The 23,136-nt window shown below is 33.4% G+C and carries 15 protein-coding genes and 8 pseudogenes; 5 read left to right on the forward strand and 18 right to left on the reverse strand.

Annotated elements, in window-relative coordinates; translation table 11 throughout:
* Window positions 1-105: 105 nt before the first annotated feature.
* The 5 genes from ACTT1L_RS02190 to ACTT1L_RS02210 form a co-directional block, all read right to left on the reverse strand.
* Window positions 106-2,658 carry an ABC transporter permease gene (locus tag ACTT1L_RS02190; protein ID WP_061130814.1) on the reverse strand — a complete coding sequence of 851 codons (2,553 nt, stop codon included), beginning with the start codon at window positions 2,656-2,658 and terminating at the stop codon, window positions 106-108.
* On the reverse strand, window positions 2,649-3,395 hold the full coding sequence (locus tag ACTT1L_RS02195; protein WP_000608860.1) for an ABC transporter ATP-binding protein: 747 nt from the start codon (window positions 3,393-3,395) through the stop codon (window positions 2,649-2,651). The genes ACTT1L_RS02190 and ACTT1L_RS02195 overlap by 10 nt, the downstream gene beginning before the upstream one ends.
* The gene (locus ACTT1L_RS02200) at window positions 3,343-4,584 is read right to left on the reverse strand and encodes a hypothetical protein (protein ID WP_000127304.1); all 1,242 of its coding nucleotides are present in this window, start codon (window positions 4,582-4,584) and stop codon (window positions 3,343-3,345) included. The genes ACTT1L_RS02195 and ACTT1L_RS02200 overlap by 53 nt, the downstream gene beginning before the upstream one ends.
* A 66-nt stretch (window positions 4,585-4,650) precedes the next feature.
* Entirely contained in the window at window positions 4,651-6,105 is a 1,455-nt protein-coding gene (locus ACTT1L_RS02205; RefSeq protein WP_048555288.1) for a radical SAM/SPASM domain-containing protein, read from the reverse strand.
* 16 nt (window positions 6,106-6,121) lie between these two features.
* On the reverse strand, window positions 6,122-7,450 hold the full coding sequence (locus ACTT1L_RS02210; protein ID WP_258109257.1) for a radical SAM/SPASM domain-containing protein: 1,329 nt from the start codon (window positions 7,448-7,450) through the stop codon (window positions 6,122-6,124).
* A 691-nt stretch (window positions 7,451-8,141) separates the two neighbouring features.
* On the opposite strand from ACTT1L_RS02210, the pseudogene ACTT1L_RS02215 reads away from it, so the two are divergent.
* A pseudogene (locus ACTT1L_RS02215) lies at window positions 8,142-8,305 on the forward strand (ISNCY family transposase); the annotation flags it as partial.
* A gap of 163 nt (window positions 8,306-8,468) precedes the next feature.
* Here ACTT1L_RS02215 and ACTT1L_RS02220 read toward each other — a convergent pair.
* The 8 genes and pseudogenes from ACTT1L_RS02220 to ACTT1L_RS02255 all read right to left on the reverse strand — a co-directional run.
* Window positions 8,469-8,733, reverse strand: a pseudogene (locus ACTT1L_RS02220) (HEPN domain-containing protein); the annotation flags it as partial.
* Window positions 8,710-9,081 (reverse strand): annotated as a pseudogene (locus ACTT1L_RS02225) (nucleotidyltransferase domain-containing protein); the annotation flags it as partial. The pseudogenes ACTT1L_RS02225 and ACTT1L_RS02220, both read right to left, overlap by 24 nt.
* Before the next feature lie 21 nt (window positions 9,082-9,102).
* Window positions 9,103-9,416 (reverse strand): annotated as a pseudogene (locus tag ACTT1L_RS02230) (hypothetical protein); the annotation flags it as partial.
* Between the two features lie 194 nt (window positions 9,417-9,610).
* Window positions 9,611-11,467: an alpha/beta fold hydrolase gene (locus tag ACTT1L_RS02235; protein WP_071743173.1), complete on the reverse strand. Its 1,857-nt coding sequence runs from the start codon at window positions 11,465-11,467 to the stop codon at window positions 9,611-9,613.
* A gap of 58 nt (window positions 11,468-11,525) precedes the next feature.
* Window positions 11,526-12,092, reverse strand: coding sequence for a TetR/AcrR family transcriptional regulator (locus ACTT1L_RS02240; RefSeq protein ID WP_001072132.1), 567 nt, complete (start codon window positions 12,090-12,092; stop codon window positions 11,526-11,528).
* A 418-nt stretch (window positions 12,093-12,510) separates the two neighbouring features.
* Window positions 12,511-15,393 carry a collagenase ColA gene (gene colA / locus ACTT1L_RS02245; protein WP_061130812.1) on the reverse strand — a complete coding sequence of 961 codons (2,883 nt, stop codon included), beginning with the start codon at window positions 15,391-15,393 and terminating at the stop codon, window positions 12,511-12,513.
* 415 nt (window positions 15,394-15,808) lie between these two features.
* Window positions 15,809-16,083, reverse strand: a pseudogene (locus ACTT1L_RS02250) (protein adenylyltransferase Fic); the annotation flags it as partial.
* A 230-nt stretch (window positions 16,084-16,313) separates the two neighbouring features.
* The gene (locus ACTT1L_RS02255; protein WP_061130811.1) at window positions 16,314-17,504 is read right to left on the reverse strand and encodes an MFS transporter; all 1,191 of its coding nucleotides are present in this window, start codon (window positions 17,502-17,504) and stop codon (window positions 16,314-16,316) included.
* A 363-nt stretch (window positions 17,505-17,867) separates the two neighbouring features.
* Between ACTT1L_RS02255 and ACTT1L_RS02260 the strand changes: the two genes are divergently transcribed.
* Window positions 17,868-18,446: a TetR/AcrR family transcriptional regulator gene (locus ACTT1L_RS02260; protein ID WP_442821768.1), complete on the forward strand. Its 579-nt coding sequence runs from the start codon at window positions 17,868-17,870 to the stop codon at window positions 18,444-18,446.
* A 551-nt stretch (window positions 18,447-18,997) separates the two neighbouring features.
* Here ACTT1L_RS02260 and ACTT1L_RS02265 read toward each other — a convergent pair.
* Together ACTT1L_RS02265 and ACTT1L_RS02270 are read right to left on the reverse strand one after the other, a co-directional pair.
* Window positions 18,998-19,435 (reverse strand): MarR family winged helix-turn-helix transcriptional regulator, encoded by a 438-nt coding sequence (locus ACTT1L_RS02265; protein WP_061130810.1) that lies wholly within the window; start codon window positions 19,433-19,435, stop codon window positions 18,998-19,000.
* Between the two features lie 139 nt (window positions 19,436-19,574).
* A pseudogene (locus ACTT1L_RS02270) lies at window positions 19,575-19,805 on the reverse strand (CorA family divalent cation transporter); the annotation flags it as partial.
* Here ACTT1L_RS02270 and ACTT1L_RS02275 point away from each other — a divergent pair.
* Window positions 19,805-19,930, forward strand: a pseudogene (locus ACTT1L_RS02275) (PadR family transcriptional regulator); the annotation flags it as partial. The pseudogenes ACTT1L_RS02270 and ACTT1L_RS02275 overlap by 1 nt on opposite strands.
* A pseudogene (locus ACTT1L_RS02280) lies at window positions 19,917-20,075 on the forward strand (DUF2812 domain-containing protein); the annotation flags it as partial. The pseudogenes ACTT1L_RS02275 and ACTT1L_RS02280, both read left to right, overlap by 14 nt.
* Here ACTT1L_RS02280 and ACTT1L_RS02285 read toward each other — a convergent pair.
* From ACTT1L_RS02285 to ACTT1L_RS02295, 3 genes are all read right to left on the reverse strand, one after another.
* Window positions 20,013-20,162: a hypothetical protein gene (locus ACTT1L_RS02285; RefSeq protein ID WP_002163596.1), complete on the reverse strand. Its 150-nt coding sequence runs from the start codon at window positions 20,160-20,162 to the stop codon at window positions 20,013-20,015. The pseudogene ACTT1L_RS02280 and the gene ACTT1L_RS02285 overlap by 63 nt on opposite strands.
* A gap of 223 nt (window positions 20,163-20,385) precedes the next feature.
* Entirely contained in the window at window positions 20,386-20,832 is a 447-nt protein-coding gene (locus ACTT1L_RS02290; protein WP_000577089.1) for a hypothetical protein, read from the reverse strand.
* 866 nt (window positions 20,833-21,698) lie between these two features.
* Window positions 21,699-22,463 carry an SDR family oxidoreductase gene (locus ACTT1L_RS02295; protein ID WP_220779970.1) on the reverse strand — a complete coding sequence of 255 codons (765 nt, stop codon included), beginning with the start codon at window positions 22,461-22,463 and terminating at the stop codon, window positions 21,699-21,701.
* Window positions 22,464-22,631: 168 nt separating this feature from the next.
* On the opposite strand from ACTT1L_RS02295, the gene ACTT1L_RS02300 reads away from it, so the two are divergent.
* On the forward strand, window positions 22,632-23,072 hold the full coding sequence (locus ACTT1L_RS02300; RefSeq protein WP_001178573.1) for an Lrp/AsnC family transcriptional regulator: 441 nt from the start codon (window positions 22,632-22,634) through the stop codon (window positions 23,070-23,072).
* Window positions 23,073-23,136: the final 64 nt, after the last annotated feature.

Below are 23,136 nucleotides of genomic sequence, written 5' to 3' on the forward strand. Positions count from 1 at the left end.
GGTATTCTTTAATTTTAACCTGATAAACATAGGATATGTGTTGTTTTAAAGAAAATAGAAAAAGCGTATTTTGACTAGATAATCAAAATACACTTTTTTCTTTCTTTATTTATTTTGTAAAAGGTGTATAGGTTTAGCCGATAATGATTGTTTTGCTGCTATCCATACAACAATTATTGTTGTTATAACAGATAAAAGTATACCTAAAATGGACCAAGTCATATCTATTTTCATCGGCATTTGGAATAAGAAGCGTAAAGTGATGCCTGAAAAGGCTAGGGCAATTCCAGCGCCAACTAATCCAGCCGATAGGGAGATAATCGTGTTTTCTAATAAGATAGACTTCATCAAATTACTAGAAGACATACCAACTGTTTTCATAATAGCAACATCTCGTGTCTGTTGCATTAAGCGAATGACAACTTGATTTCCAATTGTAAGAACAGCTGTTAAAAATGCGAACAACGCTACAATTGAGAAGAAAGCACTTTGCATTTGAATAATATACTGAAGACTATCGATTGCTGTAGCAGCAATTGAATATGCCATTGCTGAACCAGGAAGTTTTTCATTTAATTCTGTTAATATAGTATTTATCTTTTTAGGATCACTATCTAAGGAATAAGTAATTCGGCTTGGTTTCCCATATGTAGCTAATGTTTCAGTTGGAATACGGATGCCAACGGTTTTAACTACACCAGATTTAAAGAAACCTATAATTTCGCAGTTTACTAATTCATTTCCAATTTGAATGTCAACTGTATCACCGACTTTTACACCTAATTTCTTATAGCTGTCCAAAAGAATTGCTTTTTTCCCCTTTGCATCCGATAGAGCTAAATCACGCCCTTCAGATATCATATAGGATCTAGAGTTAAGAGAGGTATCTACCCCTTCTATTGAAATTTTAGTTGAGCTAAAAAATTTATCATCTTTTATATTTTTCATGAATATAGATGCTGCGTCCACTCCGTTAATATTTTGGAGTCTTCCATCTAATTGATAACCTTTTTTCGATCCTTTTATGTCCTTAATAGATTGTAGCTGCTTTTCAACGTTCCCTTCGTCATGAATGGAACTTGTAATAAGGATATTTCCCATTGCCTCTCTTTCCAATTGACCTTGAACTGACTCAATTAAATTGTCTGCAAATACATGACTAGAGACAACAGAAACAACACCAATAGTTAAGGTAACTGCCAATAAACCATTTCGTTTACTTGTAGTAGCCATGTTGTGTAAAGCAAGAAAGAGGCTTTGTGGCATTATGCTTTTCATGGCGCCAATTAATCTGAATAATAAAGAATATATAAACCCTATAAATCGGACAAAAGTAAAAATAAATAACAGAACTGCAGTTGTAAGTAAAAGAGCAAGAAACCACTTAAAGACTGCGTTGCCATTTGTATTTGTTGTGAAAGCTATATTGTAAACATAAATAGAAAGAATGCCACAAGTAAATATAAAAAGTTGAAATTTCTTTTTAAATGGTAAAGCATAATTCACACTTGTGTTCTCAGTATCACGTAACATTTGAAGTGGTGATACACACATTCCACTTTTTACTGGTATCCAAGAAGCTAAGAAGGTTACAATTAATCCCACAATAATTGTTGTAAAAATTACGGACCATGAAATTCCCCAATGTAGCGGTAGTGAAAGCACGTCTGCTAGATAGGACGTCAGCCAAACACTAGCTAATAAGCCGAGTACAATCCCACCAACTGTTCCGAGAATCGCTAGCCATAATGCTTCTAATAGAAAATATCGAATAATATATTTAGTTTTCATTCCTACGGACTTCATAACAGCGATATCATGCGTACGTGAAGCAATAATGACTTTCATTGTATTAGAAGTAGTAATAGCGGCAATTCCAAGAGCTAATATACTGAAAAGCTGAAGAAATGGTAACAACATCCGTAAATCTTTCTGTTTCTCTAGCTCCTTATCCTGAACATCTATTACACTACTTTGTGGTAATTGTTTTTGAATATTCTTTTTAAAAGAAGAGATATTAACATTTTCATTTAATAAGATTAATGCTTCATTAATTGTGCCTGCAGGTACATTTAAAAGCTGCTGTGCTTGATCTAAATGTAAATAGGCAGTTCCAAAAATTGAAGCATCGCCATAGGATTCTTGGACACCTTCTACTAAACCACTAATTTTATAAGAGGTCATTGCCCCAGTAGAACGGTTAGGAATCTCAACTCTATCTCCTACTTTGACTTGCAAACGGTCAGCTGTATTTTTGGAAAGTAGTAGTTCATCTTTATGTAAAGTACGAATATTAGGAAACAGATTATCACCAAAGAAAGGATAGTGGTTCGTTTCAATTCCCTTTACAATTAAACTTGTTGTTTTCCGATCAGATTTGACCATACTTTGACCTAATAAAGAAGTTGTGAGCGCTTTCTGTTCTTCTTTAGGAATGGAAGAAATAAGAGTTTCGCGATCCATCGGTTTTAAATAGGATTGAACTGACACATCCCCTCCTAAAAGAATTTTAGAGGATTCGTGAATAGATCGCGGAACCAGCTCTACCAACATAGACATAGAAAAGAAACTAGCTACTCCTATTAAAATACTGAACACAGTAAAAAAAGTTCTTAAACGATTACGTGCTAAACTACGTAGTGCAGATTTTAGTAGCATGGTGTTATGCCACCTTCTTGCTCACTAGATTTTGTATGGTCGTTAAAGGTTTCTTGAACGAGGAGGCCATCTTCCATTTTTAAAACACGATCTGAAAGTTTTGCCACATGCGTATCATGTGTAGCAATAATAAACGTCATCTGGAGTTGGTCACGTAGTTGAAAAATTAAGTCCAAAATATTTTTTCCTGTTTTGGAATCTAAGTTCCCAGTTGGTTCATCAGCAATAACAATGGCTGGATTATTTACTAATGCACGAGCAATTGCTACACGCTGTTGTTGACCTCCAGATAGCTGGCTTGGTAAATGATGATATCGTTCTTTCATCCCAACAAGGTCCAACATTTCCCTAGACTTTGTTATCATTTCTTTTTGGCTTCTTACTCCAGCGCACATAAGTGCCATCATAACATTTTCTTGAGCGGTCATTGTTGTGATTAAATTATACGATTGAAAAACAAAACCAATCTTTTTTGCACGGAAATCAGCTAGCTTTTCTTCTGACATGGAGGTAATATCTTGTTGTTCAATAATAATACGTCCTTCGGTAGGGGTATCCAATGATCCCAGTATTCCAAGTAGTGTGGATTTTCCGCTTCCACTAGGACCAATAATACTAACAATCTCTCCAGAATAAAATTTAGTGCTAAGCCCTTTTAAAATTTGAATTGTTCCTGCTTCGGTTTCATAAGCTTTCTTGATTTTTTCTACTTGAAGGATGGTTTGTTTGTTTATCATCCTTTTCCCTCCCGGCCCTTTTAAATTTTAATGTAAAGACAACTATTGTTCTAATTAAAACTATAATTATTACAATAATGGCACCTTTTGCATTTCCCCATGTGAACGAATCTAGCGATGTGAATAAATAGATGGTATATCGAAGAATGAACCAGATAGCAGTGATAACTGAACAAAAATATATACTAGCATATGTAAGAAATGCTATTTTATAGTGCCTGTTCATCCTCTTAATTGTATCATTAAATTGCTTTCGATAATCAGGCTTGAAAAAAAAGTATCCCAGGAGACCACTTTTCACCAATTGGAAGGTTCTAGTATGCAAGTTTGCAATTCCTAGAATGTCAGTAAGAACCCAAAAACCGTCATATTGTAAAAATGGATATAAGTTATATAGAACTGTAATGAGTATGAATTGATTTGCTACAAAAAATTCCTGGAATCCTGAAATAAAATAACACAACTCAAATAATATAAATATCCATAATTCAAAGTAAATTCCGCCCAGGTCAATAACTACTCTTTGTCGTCTAGGCAATCGCCAGGTATCACTTAAATCAACAAATAAAACAGGCCGCATCATATAAAGACCCATTCCGACGTCTTTAGGTTGTATTTTATATCGATAAGCAGCAACTATATGACCAAGTTCATGGATAATAATAGAAAATAATAGCAGCAAAATTGCAATAGTAAATTTATAAACGGATCCAAATGTGTTTGATATATTTTCAGTATTAGCCTGAAAAAAATAATGTATTAGACTTATACTGAAGAAAATACTAAATAAAACAAATACGCCCCGAAAGAATAAGAATTCGAAATATTTGGATGCCTTTTTTAAGTAAGAAGCGTGGAATATTGCTATTCTAAATGTAATTGCAGAGTGATGAGATGCTTTTTTTTCAGAACCAACTAAAACCCCTTTTGGTAATAGATGTTCATTTATCAGTTCTGTTAACTCATTTATAGTAATATTGCCATCGTGATTCGTTTGTACCATTGTACATATATCTCCTATGGATGTGGTTCCATCCATATAATTGAATAAATTTCTCAGTGATTCAGTGACTTTTAATTGTAATCCGTTATCAAATTTTATTAAATAACGAGGCCCCTCCTCCCAAACATCCATATTATAAACTTCGTATGGAATTAACTTTGGAAAGATATTTTGCGATGCTGTCAAATTGATCACATCCTTTAAGAGAAAGTAACCCCACAATGGTGAAGGTATTTGTGGAGTTATATCTTTTTATTTAATTAGTTCTAAAAAGGCAGTTTCATTTTTCTTAATATAAGTCGAAATGGTTTGATGTGAATCATTACAGTAAGGTTTATTAATGGCACCATTTCGCATTAAATTAGCATAAGCACATCCTCCACCACAAAATAGTGAGATACTACAACTACTACACTGTTCGGAGTCAGTAATATCTTGATCCCAAATAGCATGCTTATCAGCATCTAAATTGTATTCAGGAAAAAAGGAACCCACTGCAGTTTCTGGCTTACCTACGGCCTCAGGACAAGCGTATATTAAACCTTCTGCACCAAATGCATAGAAACGCTGTTCTCTCGCACTACATTCTTTAAAATAAGGTAAACTATGCATGACAGAAGAGCAGGAATCAAGTTCACTTACCTTCTCCCAGTCAAAAGTTCGTATGGCTTGACGGATTCTAGAAGTACGAATGTTAAGGTCTGTACCCAGTTTTGCGTTAAATTTATCCATAAATTCTTCTAAATCTCCGAAAATATTATAAATTTCGGCGAGTAATTCATGCTCTGGAAGGTGATTTGGTAGATTATCTCCGTAATGATCAGTAACAGGAGATACCTGCCAACCAAAATTAGGATAAGTATTCCAATGTTGATCTTCGATAAAGGTTGCTAATTCTTTTACATATGCAAGATTATCTTTATTCACATTAGTACGTAAGCCTACTGCGAAACCACGCTCTAATGCCAGTGAAATATTAGCAGCAATTCGATCGAATGTTCCTGTGCCACCAGCTGTAATACGTCGTTGATCATGAATATGTTTCGGTCCATCAATAGAGATTTGAAAATAATCCCAGTTCTCTTTGTAAGGCTCTAGAAAATCTAAGAATTCATGCAAGAATGTACCATTTGTAATGGCGTACATACGAAAACCGTATTCTTCTATTCCACGTTTAACAACTTGTTCAACTGTCTTTCGAGTTGTTGGAAGCAATGGTTCACCACCATATAACATCATGCGGTGGGTTGCATTCTCAAATCGACCACGTTCATTCTCCATAGACAAAATGTTATCAACTGCTTGGAACATTTTGTCTACTTCAGCAGGGGTTAAAGCATGTGAAATTTTATGTATTTCATGACCTTGGTAACAATAAGGACATCTAAGGTTACACATATATGTTGTGCATACGTTGAATGTAACTCCGGAATTACTATTTGCTAAAGATTCAGTCATCCGATCACGAATAATAGTAAGTTTATTTAATTCTTCATCACGGTCATTAAAAAGATAGCCACGTTTTGTTAAAAATGAGAGAAGTTCTTCTAATTCAGGATAAAGAGTTAATTTTTTATTACGCTTAATATCATCTAATACTTTTTTTATGTCTGTATTAATTACATCGAGTGCGCCACTTAGTGAATTGATTAGAACGTAATTTCCATCAGATAATTTATATGTTGAATTATAGGTACTTGCTATCATAGCTTAGTTCCTCTCCTTATATTGAAATCTCTTCTTTAATAGTTTTTAAATATTCGAAAACCTTTTTATCTGTTTGTGGACAGTTTGGTTGATTCAAGTTCCCATGAACTATAAGAGCTTCAGCAGCACACCCTCCTCCACATATAGGTGATGAGGCACAAGATTTACATTGTGGAATGGTAAAGGAATTGAATTGTTTCCACTTTTCCCACTTCCAATCTTGGCGAGAGAATTTAGGGAAATAATCGCCGATTTTGAACTCTGATCTTCCAACTAAATCAGGACAAGCATATATATGGTTATCAGGTCCAAATACAACTCGTTTCCCTTCAGCAGATTCACAATAGACTATATTGGGAACAACCATTTCAATTTTATTTTTTAATTCTGAATCTAACTGCATAATTGGTTTAAAGAAACGGTACATATCAGCTCCGAAGTTAAGAGATTTTTGTTTTTCTAATTTTTCAAAATCAGGAATATTTCTTTGTAATTTTTTTACAATTTCATAACCCTTCATTAAATCTTCTCCTAAGCCTTTACATGTATGATCTGTGACAGGCGAAAAAGAAATTGAGAAATTTTCATTTTCAAATAACTTGTTTTTTTTGTAATAGTCTACAAGAAGTGAAACATAATCAATATTTGTTTGGTCTATATTGACTCTTACAATGGTACGAATGCCATGATTAAGTGAATCACAAATACCTTTTTGAATTTGATCAAATGTACCTTGACCTCCCGTCATAATACGTCGTTGATCATGAATATTCTTCGGTCCATCAACTGTAACCATAATACTCAGTCGATCACGGTAGTTTTGGAAAATCTCTACAAAAGAAGAAAGGTGATAGCCATTGGTATTGCAACCAATTTTGAAGTTACGCTTAACAGCTTCTTCACAGATTTGTTTGACTATTTTTTTAGTAAAAGGAAGGAGTGGTTCGCCTCCAAAAAGGTTAATCATACCGATTTTATAACCACTTTCTTTATGAAAGATGTCTATGGCTTGCATAACTGCTTGGAGTTGTTCTTCGGTTAAAGCTGTTATTTTCTCATGAAGGCTATGGCTTTCAAAACAATATGGGCAACGAAAGTTACATGTATATGTAGGGCAAATAACATACTGCATTTCATTTCCAGCGTCTACAATATTTTTAGCCTGCCATAGTCTATGGTCCCGATCCTCTGTGTTCTTAAATACGTAACCTCTATCAATTAAAATTTTAGTAGCATTTTTCTCTTCGTTAGTTAAATTTTTATAATCTCTATATGACAATGTATCGATAAAATTAATTAAGTCATGAGAAAAAAAATCTACAGCACCAGTTAAGGTATTAATCATTAGAACTTCCTCGTTTAAAGGATATCGTAAATGATACTTGTTAATAATCATCAAATCACCCTTGTATAATTATTTTCTGTTCTTGCTAGGCAAGAACAGAAAATAATGAATTTAGTAACTAAGTTTATTAAAAGGTATAAGTATTTCGAGTGTTTATTTACTGTAAGTATAAATTAGATTTGGAAGCAACAATTAAAGCAGCAATTATCACAACAAATTGAGCAGTTGAAGCATTTCATTTCATCCCTGTTTTCAAGTGTTTCCATTTGATCAGCTAACTTTGTCCAAAGCTGTTCATTGTCATTAACTGAACGGATTTTAAAAGATTTTTTTTCCATTTTTAAATCCCCCTCTATTATAGTTGCTTTGTTTTCATATAAAATAAAATGAAAGTGGATTCTGATATAAAATAGCTTTATGAAAATAAGTTGATAAACATTGAAAATTACTTTGCTATACCAGAAAGCTTCCATTATTTGGAGCCGGCTCAATAATTATAATAAATGGAATCATATGTAATTAGCAACTTCAAAATTCGGAATATTTCGTGACAGATTTTTCAGATATTAAAGTATAGAAATGGTGTTATAAAGCTCACAAACATTCAAAAATACATACATAAAGAAATTCGTTCTCCTGAAAGAATAAGAGTAACCTGAACTATCTACAGAAGGGACGGATTGTATGATAACCTTTTTTTCATGAGTTTTGTGGTTTATCATTTGTGCCTCATATTTCTACTTTTTCACGTGTAGGTGCTTGGTTTCGAGAAGAAGGCATTCCTCTGCTTCACGAACAGGTACTAAAAGAAATGCATCGTGATTGATTCCTTGTGCTTTAATTAAAAGTACCGCCACTGTACCTACAAAACAACAATTGTGTGATAATTATCCATCATTATATTGTTATCCCCATAGCAAAGTATCATTTCATTCTACTATGAAGCATTCCTCCTCTTTTTTAGATAGAAAAAGAGAGTCCCTTTATAGGCACTCTCTTTTATGTATATCCTCTATGTTTAATCGATTACGATTTCATGCATATTTAGCATGTTTAACTTTTCTTTATAAAAACTCAGTACTTTTTGAGCATGTTGTATAGTCATTAATCTATCTTAAACAGTAAGTGATTCAAAATACGGATAAACGAATATCTGTAGCATAACCATTTAGCTGCACGCACTGTTCTAAAATCAATGAGGATTCCTCATCTAATTTCCGACACGATTTGTGCAGCATTAAAAGGTTATGAGTTTTTGGGACTGTTCTACCATTTAGTGCAATCTTATGTTCCATAGTTACGGTACGACTAGCACGTTCTAGAAACTCTTCTGGCCCATACACTAAAAAATCAACTGGTGTTTCCATAACATCGTAAATACCCCAATTGATACGATTAATGACTCCCCTTTTTCTTGCTCCTACACCTTCTACAACAATACAGAGATCAAATTCACTGTCTTCATTTGGTGTGCCATATGCATGAGAGCCAAAAAGGATGATTTTTTGGACAGAAGACACAGTTTCACGAATCTTTTGAGCCAATAGGTCCAATTCCCTTTGTACTTCTTCGTTAATCCGAATCACTCCTCGGATAAAGTAATTATATTGACGTTTAAGTATATTATACATGCGTTGCTCTTCTCCTTGCTATTACATATTTATTTTTATATTGTTCTCTTGTTTCCCAACGTTCTGCAATGCTTGATAACATTCGTATACCTGCTTAAAATCCTGTAAGAATCCATCATCAGAGATACTATGAAATCCTTTGAAGTTCTTTCTACACCAATATAAGAGATCAAATTCATCCTTAGCTAAAAAAGAATCTGGATTGAAATGAATAAATGCCTCTGCTATACAAGCCAGAAGCAATGGTATCATTTCAGCATCCTCTTTTGATAAATCCAGTACAGATACAACGGGGTATACTGCTTATATTGATAGTATTGTGGCGGTACCCCACATCCATCAACTTGAAGGCTTTATAATGCCCCTAAAACAAAAAAATTACGCATTTTCACCTGGAGATGCCCATTTTCTCGTTTTGGGGTATTTGCTTTTCTTAGCTTGATTGGCATGGGGCGGGACCCCAAAACAGTACGATTTTATTTCAAAGACACAACGATCTTACTACACACTTTTTATTTATCCCACACTCTCATCTGCTAGTATTACTATTTTTTATTACTAATGTTGCCGTTTCACTCGGATGGCTAAGAGGAAAATGATGGCCATATGGAACAAAATCAACCTTACCAAGATGCGATGGAGCAGCATAAGCTCTGTCATAATCCCCCCAAATAATGTGAAGATTATACTTTGTTACTTCATTGAAATCACCTTGATCGTTTTTCAGTAATAAACTGTTAAGCTGAACCGTAGTATTTAAAATTCTAGGAGAAGTAAAACTTTTACTTATCTTTTCAATATAATGTTCAGGGATGCTCTCCATACTTTCAAACAAACCATTACTTAATAAATAACGCCCTATCAAATTAGTAGTTGCCAGTTTTAATGTCCATTTGTTCATAAATTGAGGAACATTTAGGGATTTAGCATTTTTTTTAACAACAGGTGGCTGAAGTAAAGTGATTGCATACTTCTTATCTATGTACTCTTGTACCAATGCTTCCAGAAGAATAAACGCACCGAATGAATGTCCAATTAGATGTGCACCATTCGTAGCTTTCTCCAATAACTTTTTCACTACATTCAAATAGATATCTAGAAGATTTTTCTCTCGTTTAAAAGGAGAACGTCCCAAACCTGGAAGATCCAAAATCCATACAGGTTGACCAGTTTTTTCATGAAGCTCTTGTGCTAAAGGAAATAAATCCTCTCCATCACTCAATAAACCATGTAATAATATAAACGGTTGACCCTCTCCTTGTAATTGGTAAAGGGTATTGTTATCGCATAATGTTCGTTTAAATACATGATTATGCTGGCCATTTTGATACATCATTCGATAATCCAGATCAGCTACTACGGCAGGGAGAAATTTCATTACACTCGTCTTCTTAAACCAATCTCCTCCCATAATTTTTTTCGCTGAAACATTTGAAAATTTTTGTTTTGTAATAAAATTCAGTCCATCAGAAGGAATTTTTGTTATTTTACTTACTCCACTATTCATAATTGCTTTCATAAATGGCATTGGAACAGAGATTTTTGGTGCCCTCATATTCATACTTTCCGACATAATACTTAATAATTCAGCAATGTTTTGATCGTGCTGTTTGTCTTCAACAAGTGTATATGTTTGAATAGTCGGTTGCTCCAATCTGAAAACCTGCACAATAAACTTCGCAAGTTCATCGTTTGAAATAAGTGGTAACCTATATCCCTTACCTCCAGGAATCACTGGCATGAGCCCTCTTCGCATACTCATCACAAGCAAACCTAATCCTGCTATCTGCTCTGTACTTCCTGTTTTACTACTACCAACTACAGTTGGCGGATTAATTACAGAAAGCGGGTAACCTACTGCTGATGCCTGCTGACGGATATAAAGATCTGCTAAAAATTTTGTTCTCTCATATGGATTTTTTATTTTCAAATAATTGTTTCCTTCTTTAAACACATCAATTGCAATCTTGCTATTTTTATCATCAAAGGGACTCATATAACCTACAACATGAATAAATTGTTGCAAACCCTTCAATTGATGAATACTTTTAGCTAATTCACTAATATGTTTGGCGCCATTTAAAAATACGGAAGCTGCCTCTTTACTTGTCGCTTGAATATCCATGGGGCCTCCTGCGTGAATAATCACATCCGTTTTCAATACCCTCTCCTTATCTTCACCACTTAGACCTAAATCTATTTTCGTCAAATCACCTTCAATAAAGTGCATAACATCCTTTTTTAAGATGCCTCTTTCTTGAAAAATGCTTGTTGCTTTACTTTTCGACCTCACTAAAAGAAGAATTTTAACATCCTCTTTGGCTAATTCTTTCACTAATTGCTTTCCAATAAAGCCTGTTCCACCAGTTAAAAATACTGTTCTCATATAAGATCCCCTTTTTAGTACTACTTAGTACTAATTTGATGTAAAAAAAATGCTTCTTTTATCGAAGCAATTTTAAAAAATGATCTGCTGTTTTCGTGATTACAGTTGCATCCTTCAATGTTTCTGAAATAAATAACGCCCCTTCAAGATTTGTAATAAAAAGGGATGCAACCTCATCAATATGAATCGTATTTCTGAATTCTCCATTCTCTATCCCTTGTTTAAGTAATAGAGAAACTTTCTTTTGTAATCCTGTAAAAAAAAGACCTATTTTTTCTTTTATTTGCGTGGCCTGTGTAGGACTTTGAATATAAAGAGTAATAAATGGACAGCTTCCCTTATACTCTCTCGATTGAACTCCTTGTGATAATTGCTTTAAAAACAGTTGGATACGATCTTCAACTAAAAATTGGTTCTGAGAAATTACGTCATCAATTGCAGATTGATACATTTCAATCCAATAATCAACGACCGCTTCTAATAATACTTCCTTATTAGAAAAGTGATAATACACATTAGACTTTGAAACTTTGCTTACACGTACTAATTCATCCATACTTGTATAAGCAAACCCTTTTTCTAAAAATAATGTTGCAGCTACTTCAATCACATGTTTTTGATTCATTAATTTTATCTTTGTCATAACTAGAACTATATAGTACTAATTTAAACATTGCAAGTATTTATGTTAATTTTCAAAAAAAAATTTAATTAAAAAAGTTCCACTAACATTGATTTTACTGTAAAAAATCTTATTTTGAATAAAGTTGAACTGAGCCCCGAAATTGTTCATTCACTATCGTCTAATAGGGGTCACCATACATGCCCGTCAACTTAAGAAAAAGAAATGCCCCAAAACGAAAAAATGAGCGGCTTCTTAGAATAACTATCTGTAGAGAAAGAAAATTTTAATTTAGGAGTATATGAAAATATTAGCTTGATGGTGATGTGGTGCTCTCCCAATATGTAAATAAAAAGTAGGAGGAGCCTATATTAACAGACTCCTCTTTAAAATAGCCATTCTATACATGTTAGAAATAAATTCATTTTATTAATAATGAATATTCACCGTTTTTATCATCGAATTTATATACATTTAAATAATATTTACCTGGTTTCGCTGCGAATTTCCCCTTTATAACATTTCCTTCATCTTCACCACAAGCTACATAATTTTGCATGTCTGATTCATGATAAAGCACCCATGTCATCCCAATATTTTGTTCATTTACCACAGAAATATCTACTTCTTTTGGATTTGTAACATTAAACGTATAAACATCTGTTTGATCAGGAGTAATCAGATTTCCTTTTACAAGCGTATTAAACGGGAGTACCTTCTCCTCTTCATAAGATTCACCTGTTTGCGGATCTTGTTTTATAGTAACTTTTGTTTGTTCTTTACTTTCTTTTCCTCTACTATCTTTTACCGTTAGTTCCACAGTGTATGTTCCTTTTTCTCCATATACATGGGTAGGATTTGCTTCTGTACTTGTAGTACCATCTCCAAAGTTCCATAGATAAGAAATGACTTTTCCATGTTCACTTTTTGTACCATCGCTATGAAATTGAATCTCTTCATTTACTATCCCGCTGTATGGTCCATTCATATTTACTATAGTAGTTGTTTTTTCCTTTTCCTCTGTTGCAACACCATGAAAAACAATATCATATTCAAACTGGTTAGCTGCATTCACACGATAGTTTACGAAATAGGCTGTAACTGTTTTATAACCACTCCAACCTTTTTGGGATAACTGCTCTAAAGTTTGGTTTACTTGTTTACTCATCGCTTTCCAATCTTCAGACTCACCTTTTGATGTACCACCTGTGTACTTGCCTTCCACGGTAAATGTATTAAAGAATTGCGACTCATATTTTGTAATTTTGGCATCTTTTATATTTGCTACATCCACAATTTCGTTTTTCACTTCAGCTAGCGGCTTTGGTGCGTGTTGAATTAAATAATCATTTGTTACTTGCGGTACATTATATTTTTCTTGATTATCAATCAACTGCTGCATATACGCTTGATATTCTGCATTCAATTGTGTATTGTTGCTCAATGATTCACGATATGAGTCATAATTTTTCACATCGTTTGCACGGATTAAATCTTGAAGCTTATCAAATGTTTCAAATTGATGATTATACAAATATGACTGTAGTGCAAAGGAATACTTATAAAAGTCCCATGATCCATATTTTGAGAACAAAGTTTGCTTTGCTGTATAACGGCTTGCTGGATTAGATGATAAGCCACTTATCATACTTTTACGCGGAACAACATTATTTGTACGTGTAGATCCTGCAAAAAATTCTGCATTTCCTTCTTGGAACCAAGTTAATCGTTCATTTTGATACATTTCTCCGCTTCCAAATAAACCAGGAACCTCATACCTTCCTTGTAAATAATGAGTGAATTCATGACGGAATAACTCTTCTAAACTATAAATACTCTGCTTTGGCGTACGCTCATATGTAAAGAAGGTCCCCTTCTCTTCAATATAAATTCCACCGTTGTTTGTTTCATATCCATATAATTGTCTATTTAATTGATATTCATCTGGATTATTATAAATTACTATTGTTAGTACATCATCAGCGTTACCTGGTTCTAGCGCTTTATCATTACCAATTACACGATGATATTGTGCTTTTACTTCTTTGGCTGCCCAATATAATTTCTTAATTTTTTCTTCTGTTACTTTATCTCCCGTCTTGAAGACAATTGATCCGTCATCAAATGTATATGTTTTAGGTAAGTATTGTCGTTTCCCTTCTTCACGTATTTTCTGTAGATCTACTGCATTTCCACTATAATCTTTTCCACCATAGTTTGTTTTCATTTGTTCTACTGCTACAAAATAAGGTCCACTTAGACGAGGATACAAGCTCATCGCTTGTGTAATAACTTCCAATCCTTTGTATGGATTACTATGAAATTTCCCTAAACGACCTGCATAATAAATGCCATTATTAATTAGCCAACTATTTTCATTTGTTATATTCCCCACGAGAGCAATTCTATTAACCTCATTTATAAAGTTATCAATCTTTCCATACCACATTGTTTCATTAGGTTGCTTATTCGTATCCTGCAAATAAGACTGTATATCATAATCAATTCCTTTTACAATTTCATATACGGCTTGTCCTTTCGCATAATCGCTTTCATACGTAGAAAGATTATCATTATATTGTTTTAAAATATTTACCGCATACTGTACTGTTTCAGTATCACTAGAGGCATTACCAATTAATTTTCCATACGCAGTTACGACTCTATCTTGCTCAGCTGTACCTAATGTGAAGTTTCGATTTTTCGCGATCGCTTTCAATGCTGGTAAACACTTGTCATGGAAGCTTCTCTCTTTTAAGTAACTTAATTCATTATTATAATATCCCACATAAAAAGCAGAACGTAATACTTCAACAAATGTTTCAATGCCCTTTGAATTTTCTTTCGTAAACGTCCTTCCTCGTTGTCCTAATTCATTAATGATAACGTTCATGCGTTCTTTATTCTGATAAAATGCTTTTGTATCTTGATTGAATTGAAATAAATCCTTAATTTGATTCCAAGAAATTTTTGATAATGTATCAATGAGTTCGCTATTAGGCATTTTATTCAGTTCTGCCAAAGTATAGCTTTGCTTTAATTGAATTTCATCACGTTTCATAACCAGAGTAGGACGTTGTGAAAAATCTCCTATTTTTAAACGCTCTTCAAAATTCAAAGTTTCATCCGCTTTTGTAGCATGTACAATTTCATCTTTTGAAGTTTCTGTCCCCATCGGTTTCATCTGTAAGATATTATAGGGTGCTGTTTCTTCCGCTGATACCTGTGTTTGAATACTTCCAAATGATAATGCCATTGTACTAATCCCAATCATCATTTGGGTGAATTTTAAATTCTTGTTCATTACATTTCCTCCATTTATATATTCCATCCAAAAATATAACATTTTATCTTAATAAATCATTATAATATGTATTATTTCATATTTAATTACATGAATTTCTCTATAAACTGATATTAAATAAAACATTATAGAATTTTTTTCTTTTTTCATTCTTACTCATGAATTGGGTATATCTTTTGTTTGAAATTTACGGGTTCATCGCAAGAAACCAAACTCTCTGGCAAGATTTCGTAAGATATTTAGCGATAAAAATCTTTGAATTTCTTAAGTAAATAGTTGTAATTCATCGGATACAGAAATAGACATACAAAAACGTCATCCTTTCTTATTAATTTTACAAAAAGAATAACGTATTTTTTCATAAAAAATACTCGTCAAAGTGTAAAACAAAAAGGCTATCTCAGCCCTTTTTGTTTTATAAATCCTCTATATTATATTCGGTATATCCCTCATGATAGTAAATAATATTAATACTTTTCATGAATATTTCATGACTATTTATTTCGTCTACTAATGCATTTTGGAGTAAATGCTTAATTTCAATATCTTTAATTGGGCTGCGTTCCATTGCAGTAAATAATCTTCTTTATCAATTTTATTGCAGTCGACCACCTGATGAAGTTCATTTTTAAAGATTAAATCTAGCCATATTCTATTCTCTCTACCGTTTCCTTCTCTAAAGTGGTGGCTATATATATATTCATTTCAACTTAAAGAGAGTCTGTGTTTTGACACAAGCTCTTTTTTATTTCATTTCAAATATATTCAACAAGGTGAGTCTTTTTCAATTACAGCAATATAGAAAAAAGTCTGGTTCTGATGTAAAAACTTCAAAATAACCGCAATTAATCTATAAAACTCGGACATACCAATGAAGAAGCATTCAAACGAATCCAGGCTGTTTAAATTTGATTATAAAACTATTTTTCTCTAGCAAAATAAAGCAAGGCTATGGTCGGAAAAGCGATTCCTATCCATAATGTTAGATTCCATCCTCCTAAGGCATATGCCCATCCTCCAATAAAGGATCCAACAGCACCTCCTAAAAAGAAAATAGCCATAAATAGCCCGTTTAATCGACTACGAATTTCTGGACTCAACGAGAAAATTAAACGTTGGCTAAGCACAAGGTTTGCAGATACTCCCATGTCTAACAGAATTGCAGCAATTACTAAAACAGCTATTCCAAAGGGCGAGCTACTTTGAATAAAAAGTGGAAGTAATAAAGAAATAATAACAATAGTGAGAGCTATCCCAGTGGCGGGTCGTGTCCAGCCAAGATCAGCTAGACGACCACCTATTGGAGCAGCTATTGCACCTGTAATTCCGACAAGTGCATATAATGCTATGGCAGTCTGAGAAAAATGAAAAGCAGGGCTAGATAATAATAATGGAACAGTGGTCCAGAATAAGCTGAAAGCCCCAAATACACAAGCATGATAAATGGCACGACGGCGTAAAATTGGAGTAGTTCGTAGCAGTTGCCACATTGAATTAAGTAAGGCTATATAATTTGTTTTTGCCGTTGGTTTCCTAGTAGGGAGTACTTTCGATAATACAAACGCTAAAACAATAATTACAGTAGCAGATAAAGCAAATATTGCATTCCATCCCCACATATCGGCTACTAGACTAGATATCGGTCGCGCAAGCATAATACCTAATAACAGACCACTCATGACATTGCCAACTACGCGACCGCGTGCATTCTCCGATGAAAGATATGATACAAGAGGTACGAGTACTTGCGCTGCGACCGAACCCAGTCCGATAAAGAATGAAGCAATTAACAACAAGGTTGCGCTTTTTACAAAAACCATAGAAATGAGTGCAAATGCACTTAAAAATAACAATATAAGTATCAATTTTTTATTCTCAACAATATCCCCCAAAGGCACAAGAAATAATAAGCCAACAACATATCCAATTTGAGTTAGCGTTACAATTAATCCAGCGCTACTATTAGAAAGCCCAATTTCATTACTAATTAGCCCAATTAAAGGCTGTGCATAATAAAGATTAGCCACAATAATACCACATGCAGTTGCTAAAAGAATGATTAAACCTGATGAAATGTCCTTATCAATTGCTTTATTTTTAAAATTAGACATAAGTATTTCCTCCCATACTTTTATTTCAAAATTACTAAATCACTTTGGCAAGTACTACTGCGATGCCATTTTTTATTGTAATAAATTAAGTCTGAGCTAATTTCCATTCTGCTTTTAAAAGGTCCAATTTCCTCTCTTTCCCCCCCTTTTCTAAATGTTTTTTAGCAATGTAATTTGTGATTTTTGGAACCTAAATATATCCATACCATTACAAGATGTTAGTTAATTAATAAACTGAACGTACAGTTCATTAATTAACTAAAATATATACTAAACGTTCAGTTTTGTAAATAGGCTATTTCGTTTTTTGTTCGTATTAAGTATACTAAACGTATAGTTTATGTTTTGAAAGGAATGATTAATGTGCAAAGTAAAAGAGGTCGACCACGTAATATTGAAACCCAAAAGGCCATCCTTTCTGCGTCCTATGAGTTATTATTGGAAAGTGGCTTTAAAGCAGTCACAGTCGATAAAATTGCAGAACGTGCTAAAGTCAGCAAAGCTACGATTTATAAATGGTGGCCAAATAAGGCTGCTGTGATAATGGACGGTTTTCTTTCTGCTGCTGCTGCCAGATTGCCTGTACCTGACACAGGTTCAGCGTTGAATGATATTTTAATTCACGCCACAAGTTTAGCCAATTTTTTAATCAGTCGAGAAGGAACCATTATCAATGAGTTAGTTGGCGAAGGACAATTTGATTCGAAACTAGCAGAGGAATATCGTGTTCGATACTTCCAACCACGTCGACTGCAAGCAAAGCAACTTCTGGAGAAGGGAATTAAAAGAGGAGAATTAAAAGAAAACCTCGATATTGAATTAAGCATCGATCTCATTTACGGACCAATTTTTTATCGTTTGCTAGTAACTGGTGAAAAGTTGGATGATTCCTATGTACATGATTTGGTTATAAACGCCTTCGAAGGGATACGTTTGAGGTAATTAACATATAAACAAAGATTTAGATTTCCACTGTTTCCTATACTGATGTAACTAGTATTAACTTGGTAAATAAAGTATCTAATGTTTTAAAGCTGTTGTATATGGGGTTTTCCCCCATATGCATCAGTTTTAAAAAAGGCTTAATCTACAAGCTATTTTGATAACGTAGTATTAACACATCCAAGCTTTATTTAATACCGTTTTTATCATTAGCAAAAAACCCTGATTTTTGCTAACACAATTAAGTCTTATTGCCGTTCTTGTTCCATTACTACAAAGACCCAAGTTCCGCTATGATATATTGGAATGAAGTGAAAGATAACATGTTTGTAATAAAATTGTGTACAATGCTAGGATTACCAAAATTGACATTCTATCTTTTGAAAACACAGCGTAAGGATCTACAACAAAATAATGAATCTTGCAATAAAGATGTATCTTATTATGCGATATTACGATTTATTATCGTGAATACATCATAAAACCTAACAGATGTAGAACAGTTCATGAAAAATCAAACTACATACACTTTAAAGCTCTCTCAAGTCTTGTTACTCTTTCTCTGGTTTCCCGCATATTATCGCCCTTAACTTTTCAAGTAATTGTAATAATTTCTCTTTCTCTTGAAATTCTAAAAGGGATAAGTATTTAGCAATATGCTCATTACGAGCGATAATAGTTTCTTCAACTACAGATTCTCCTTTTTTTGTTAGTTCAATGATAACGGCGCGGCGATCTTCTCTATCGTGATAACGATTGACTAATCCTTGTTCAATTAATCGATTAATTGTAACTGTAATTGTACTTGGCTTTACATTCATTTCTCTCGCCAGCTCACTTGCTCTTAATGCACCGTAATAGTTTATAATTTTTAAAATATAAAACTGTGATGTTGTAAGTTTTGGTACTGGTATTTGCTCAAATAACTCTATTTGCATTTTCTTTCCAATGGAAATTACCATTGCTTGAATTTTATCAAGATTATTCATTTTATTACCTCTTTATTTTAATCAGTCAATTTTTAATAAAGTTAAATATTTAACACGCGTAATTTCTTACCTATAAAAAAATCGTCAATCCTTACGTAAAAAGGCTTGCTGATGCTCATACTTTTGAAGTAGTAATAAATTAGAATATTTTCCTTCTCCATAACGCCAGCGCTATCCATATAATAAAAATTATTGATAAAACAATTGTTTCCCCCCATGAAGTTTGAGGTATAGAGACATTCATTCCAAAAAAACTAAATACAAGTGTTGGAACAGTTAAAAAAACGGTGAATAAAGTGAGAGTTTTCATGATATTATTCATCTCATTTGAGATTACCGATGAATATGAATCAGTTATACTGTCCAAGAGAGTCAGGTCGGAGAAAAGTTTATATGATAACTGCGGAAGGAAGTGCCATTTTGAAAATGGAGCAAAATAGGCTATTACATATTTTATCCCTGTACGAAGGAAGTGAATCGAATGAAGAAAGCTAAGATATTTTTTGATATAGAAAAAGAGGAGCAATGGCTGAATGAGCAATTACAAAAAGGCTATCGTTGTACAAATATTAGTGGATTAGGAATATACACTTTCGAAAAAACCGGCAAGAGATATGTGATGCGACTGGATTATCAAGATTGCAAGTTCTTCTAAAAATACAGGTGTAATATATCGTTGTAATTCTTCCGCAAATGGTTGTAGTTCTTCTTGAAGCGAGAGATTCATAAGAAAATGTCATCCTTTCTAGTCTAGCTTTTTTAGAAAGAATAACGTTTTTTTACACTTAAGGGTAGTGAAAATTCTTAAGTTGATGGGTATAGGGTATCGCCAGTATTTTTGAAAAAACCACGCTAAGCAAAATATTAGTAACATTAAGTTATGACACCGTTTGTTATAAAAAAATCCCCAAAAGCCGATTTCTAAATTAGGAAACCGACTTTAAGACATCTTATTCAATATTTAATAATCGTTTATATCTTTCTATTCTTTCCTTTGCTACCCTTAATCTTTCGTTTTTTAATAAACTCTCATGCCTCTGTTGTGATGAAAAACCAGTCACTTCGAGAATATTTATTTCAACATTAAAATTCCAATCATTTATTTTATAATCAATGGGATACTCAATTTGACCAATATCCTGTTCAGCGTCTACTGCTATATATTTACCATCTTTTAAAAAGAACTTATAGCTTAACCCAATTGTATATATCCCTAACAATTCTCCTAATTCAGAATGCGTTATCTTTAATACCTCTCCACGCACTTCAATGTCCTCATTGTTAATTAAATTATTTGCAAATGATTTTTTATCTTTAACAAGATAAAAATAATCAGTGTTACCTACAACTATAGTTTGATCTAATTCATACCAACTTGGTTTCCAGTTAAAAATCATAATACAACACCTCTAAAAAGTGATTATTCAACTACTTAGGGGACTGGTGGCAAAACGCGGATTTTATACGCTAAGATAGTTACTAAAAGTAAAATGTAATATTTACTACTGTAAAAAATAAATAGTCCCACGCAAAAGATGTTAATTGACGTAAAATTCGTTATAGGAAACTAATTTTTAATATTAAAGCAAACTCTTCCCCGAACAGAGAGGAGTTTGCTTTTTTCAACACTATAAAAACAATTAAATTGCTTGTTTCTTATACTCATTAATGTATCTGAACAATAAGGTTGTACCCGCTATATTAGATACAATGCTCACTCCTAACATTACAGCCCATGTAACATTCTGAATGTTCATTGTCAAAGTTAACATGAAAAAGCACATACCAACCGCAACAAACAAGAAACCTAAAAGCTTATTCATTATTTTACACCTTCTCTTTCATTTTAACATTATAATCAAACGATATCTCGCGTGATTTTGAGTGTATATGGTATTCATGTTAAGTCAAACATAATGTCTCATTATTGTTAGCAAGGAAAAATGAGGAACCCTACTCTAACAAGGGAAGCTCCTTTTGTGTTCTATCTACCTATATAATTTTTATACATCCCTATTATAGTGCAGTTTTAGGTTCCTTGTTTGTTACTGAATCAGTCAAAAAACTGTATAAAATCATTCATAATCTTAACGTGGAGGTTTTTCAAAATACTGGAGGTATTCTTTTGATTATAAAACAAAAGTATCAATTGAATAGGCTTCTTTAGCATCCCTACCTTTCTATACATTACCAGATATGAAACGAGGGGCGTCTCATATCTAGTAATTTACTTGGTTAGCTTAATAGGTATGGAGTAGTGCCCCTACAAACAAAACCCACCAGAAACATCTATAATCTGCCCCGTTACCCAGCGGCTATCAGAAGAAGCAAGGAATGCTACTGCATCTGCAATATCTTCCACTTGCCCTATTCGTCCGAACACAGATGAATTCGCAGCAAAATTTCGTATTTCTGGATTATCTAGCAATTTCGCATTGATATCTGTCTTCGTATATCCAGGCATAATTGTATTCACAGTTATACCTCTTTCTCCAAGATGTTTAGCTAGAGGCAGTGTCATCGTATTTAATGCACCTTTACTTAAGCCGTATGCAATGGACCCTGTAAAACCAAGTCTTACTTCAGCTGATGAAATGTTAATAATGCGCCCTTCTGCTCGTAGTAACGGTAATGTTTGCTGAATTAAAAAGAATGGTGCTTTCATATTTACGGCCATAATTTCATCAAAAACTTCTTCTGTTGTATTTTCAATCGTCCCTTGTGTACCTATCCCTGCATTGTTTACTAAAATATCAACCTCTGATGTACCAACTCTTATTTGTAATTCATTCTTTAATTGTTCTACTAGCTTTTTGACACCATCAATTGATTTGAGATCTGCTTCAATTAAGAACGCCTTTCCTCCATTAGATTCAATCTCACAAATTGTTTCATCTGCAGCTGACTTATTTCGGCCGTAGTGAATCGCAACTAATGCACCGTCGTTTGCCAATCTCATCGCAATCGCGCGACCAATTCCTCGACTCGCCCCTGTTACTAACGCTACTTTCCCATCAAGATTCTTCATTTTTTCCATCCTTCCTAAATTTACGTTTGATAAAAACCTATACTTATATTTTTATGTAAAAACCAATTATTTTAAATATAGATTTATAGGTAATTTAGTTCGTTCACTTATGATATTATAGTTATAGTTTGTGATTCACTTTAAAAAATAAAATAAGGAGGCTACACAATGCAAAATGCAGTAAAACTAGATGAAATCGACCATAAAATAATGAACTTGTTGTATGAAAATGCAAGAATTTCCGTTTCAGAAATAGGACGGATCATATCCATGACACAACCTGCTGTAAAGGAGCGTATGAATAAACTTGAAGATCAAGGCGTTATAGCGGCTTACCGAACGAAATTTGAGCCTTCTAAAATTAATAAAAACATTCAAGCATTCATCATGTTTAAAACGAGCCAATGCTCTGATTTTATCCAATATTGTAATGCCGCTCCTGAAGTAACTGATTTATATCGAATTAGCGGGGAATTTAATTATATGATGAAGGTCATGAGCGATTCGATGGATTCTCTCGCTGCATTTTTAGACTCTTTAATGCAATTCGGCTTATCGTCTCCTTTAATTGTTTTAAAGAGTGAGTTTGAGGAGAAATTGTCGTTCTAATAAAGTGATAGGCACCAGCTTTCCAAAAAGAAAAAGGAGTGGATCATCCACTCCTTTCAATCAC

Source organism: Bacillus sp. FH (assembly GCF_052216825.1).
GTDB lineage: Bacteria > Bacillota > Bacilli > Bacillales > Bacillaceae_G > Bacillus_A > Bacillus_A paranthracis.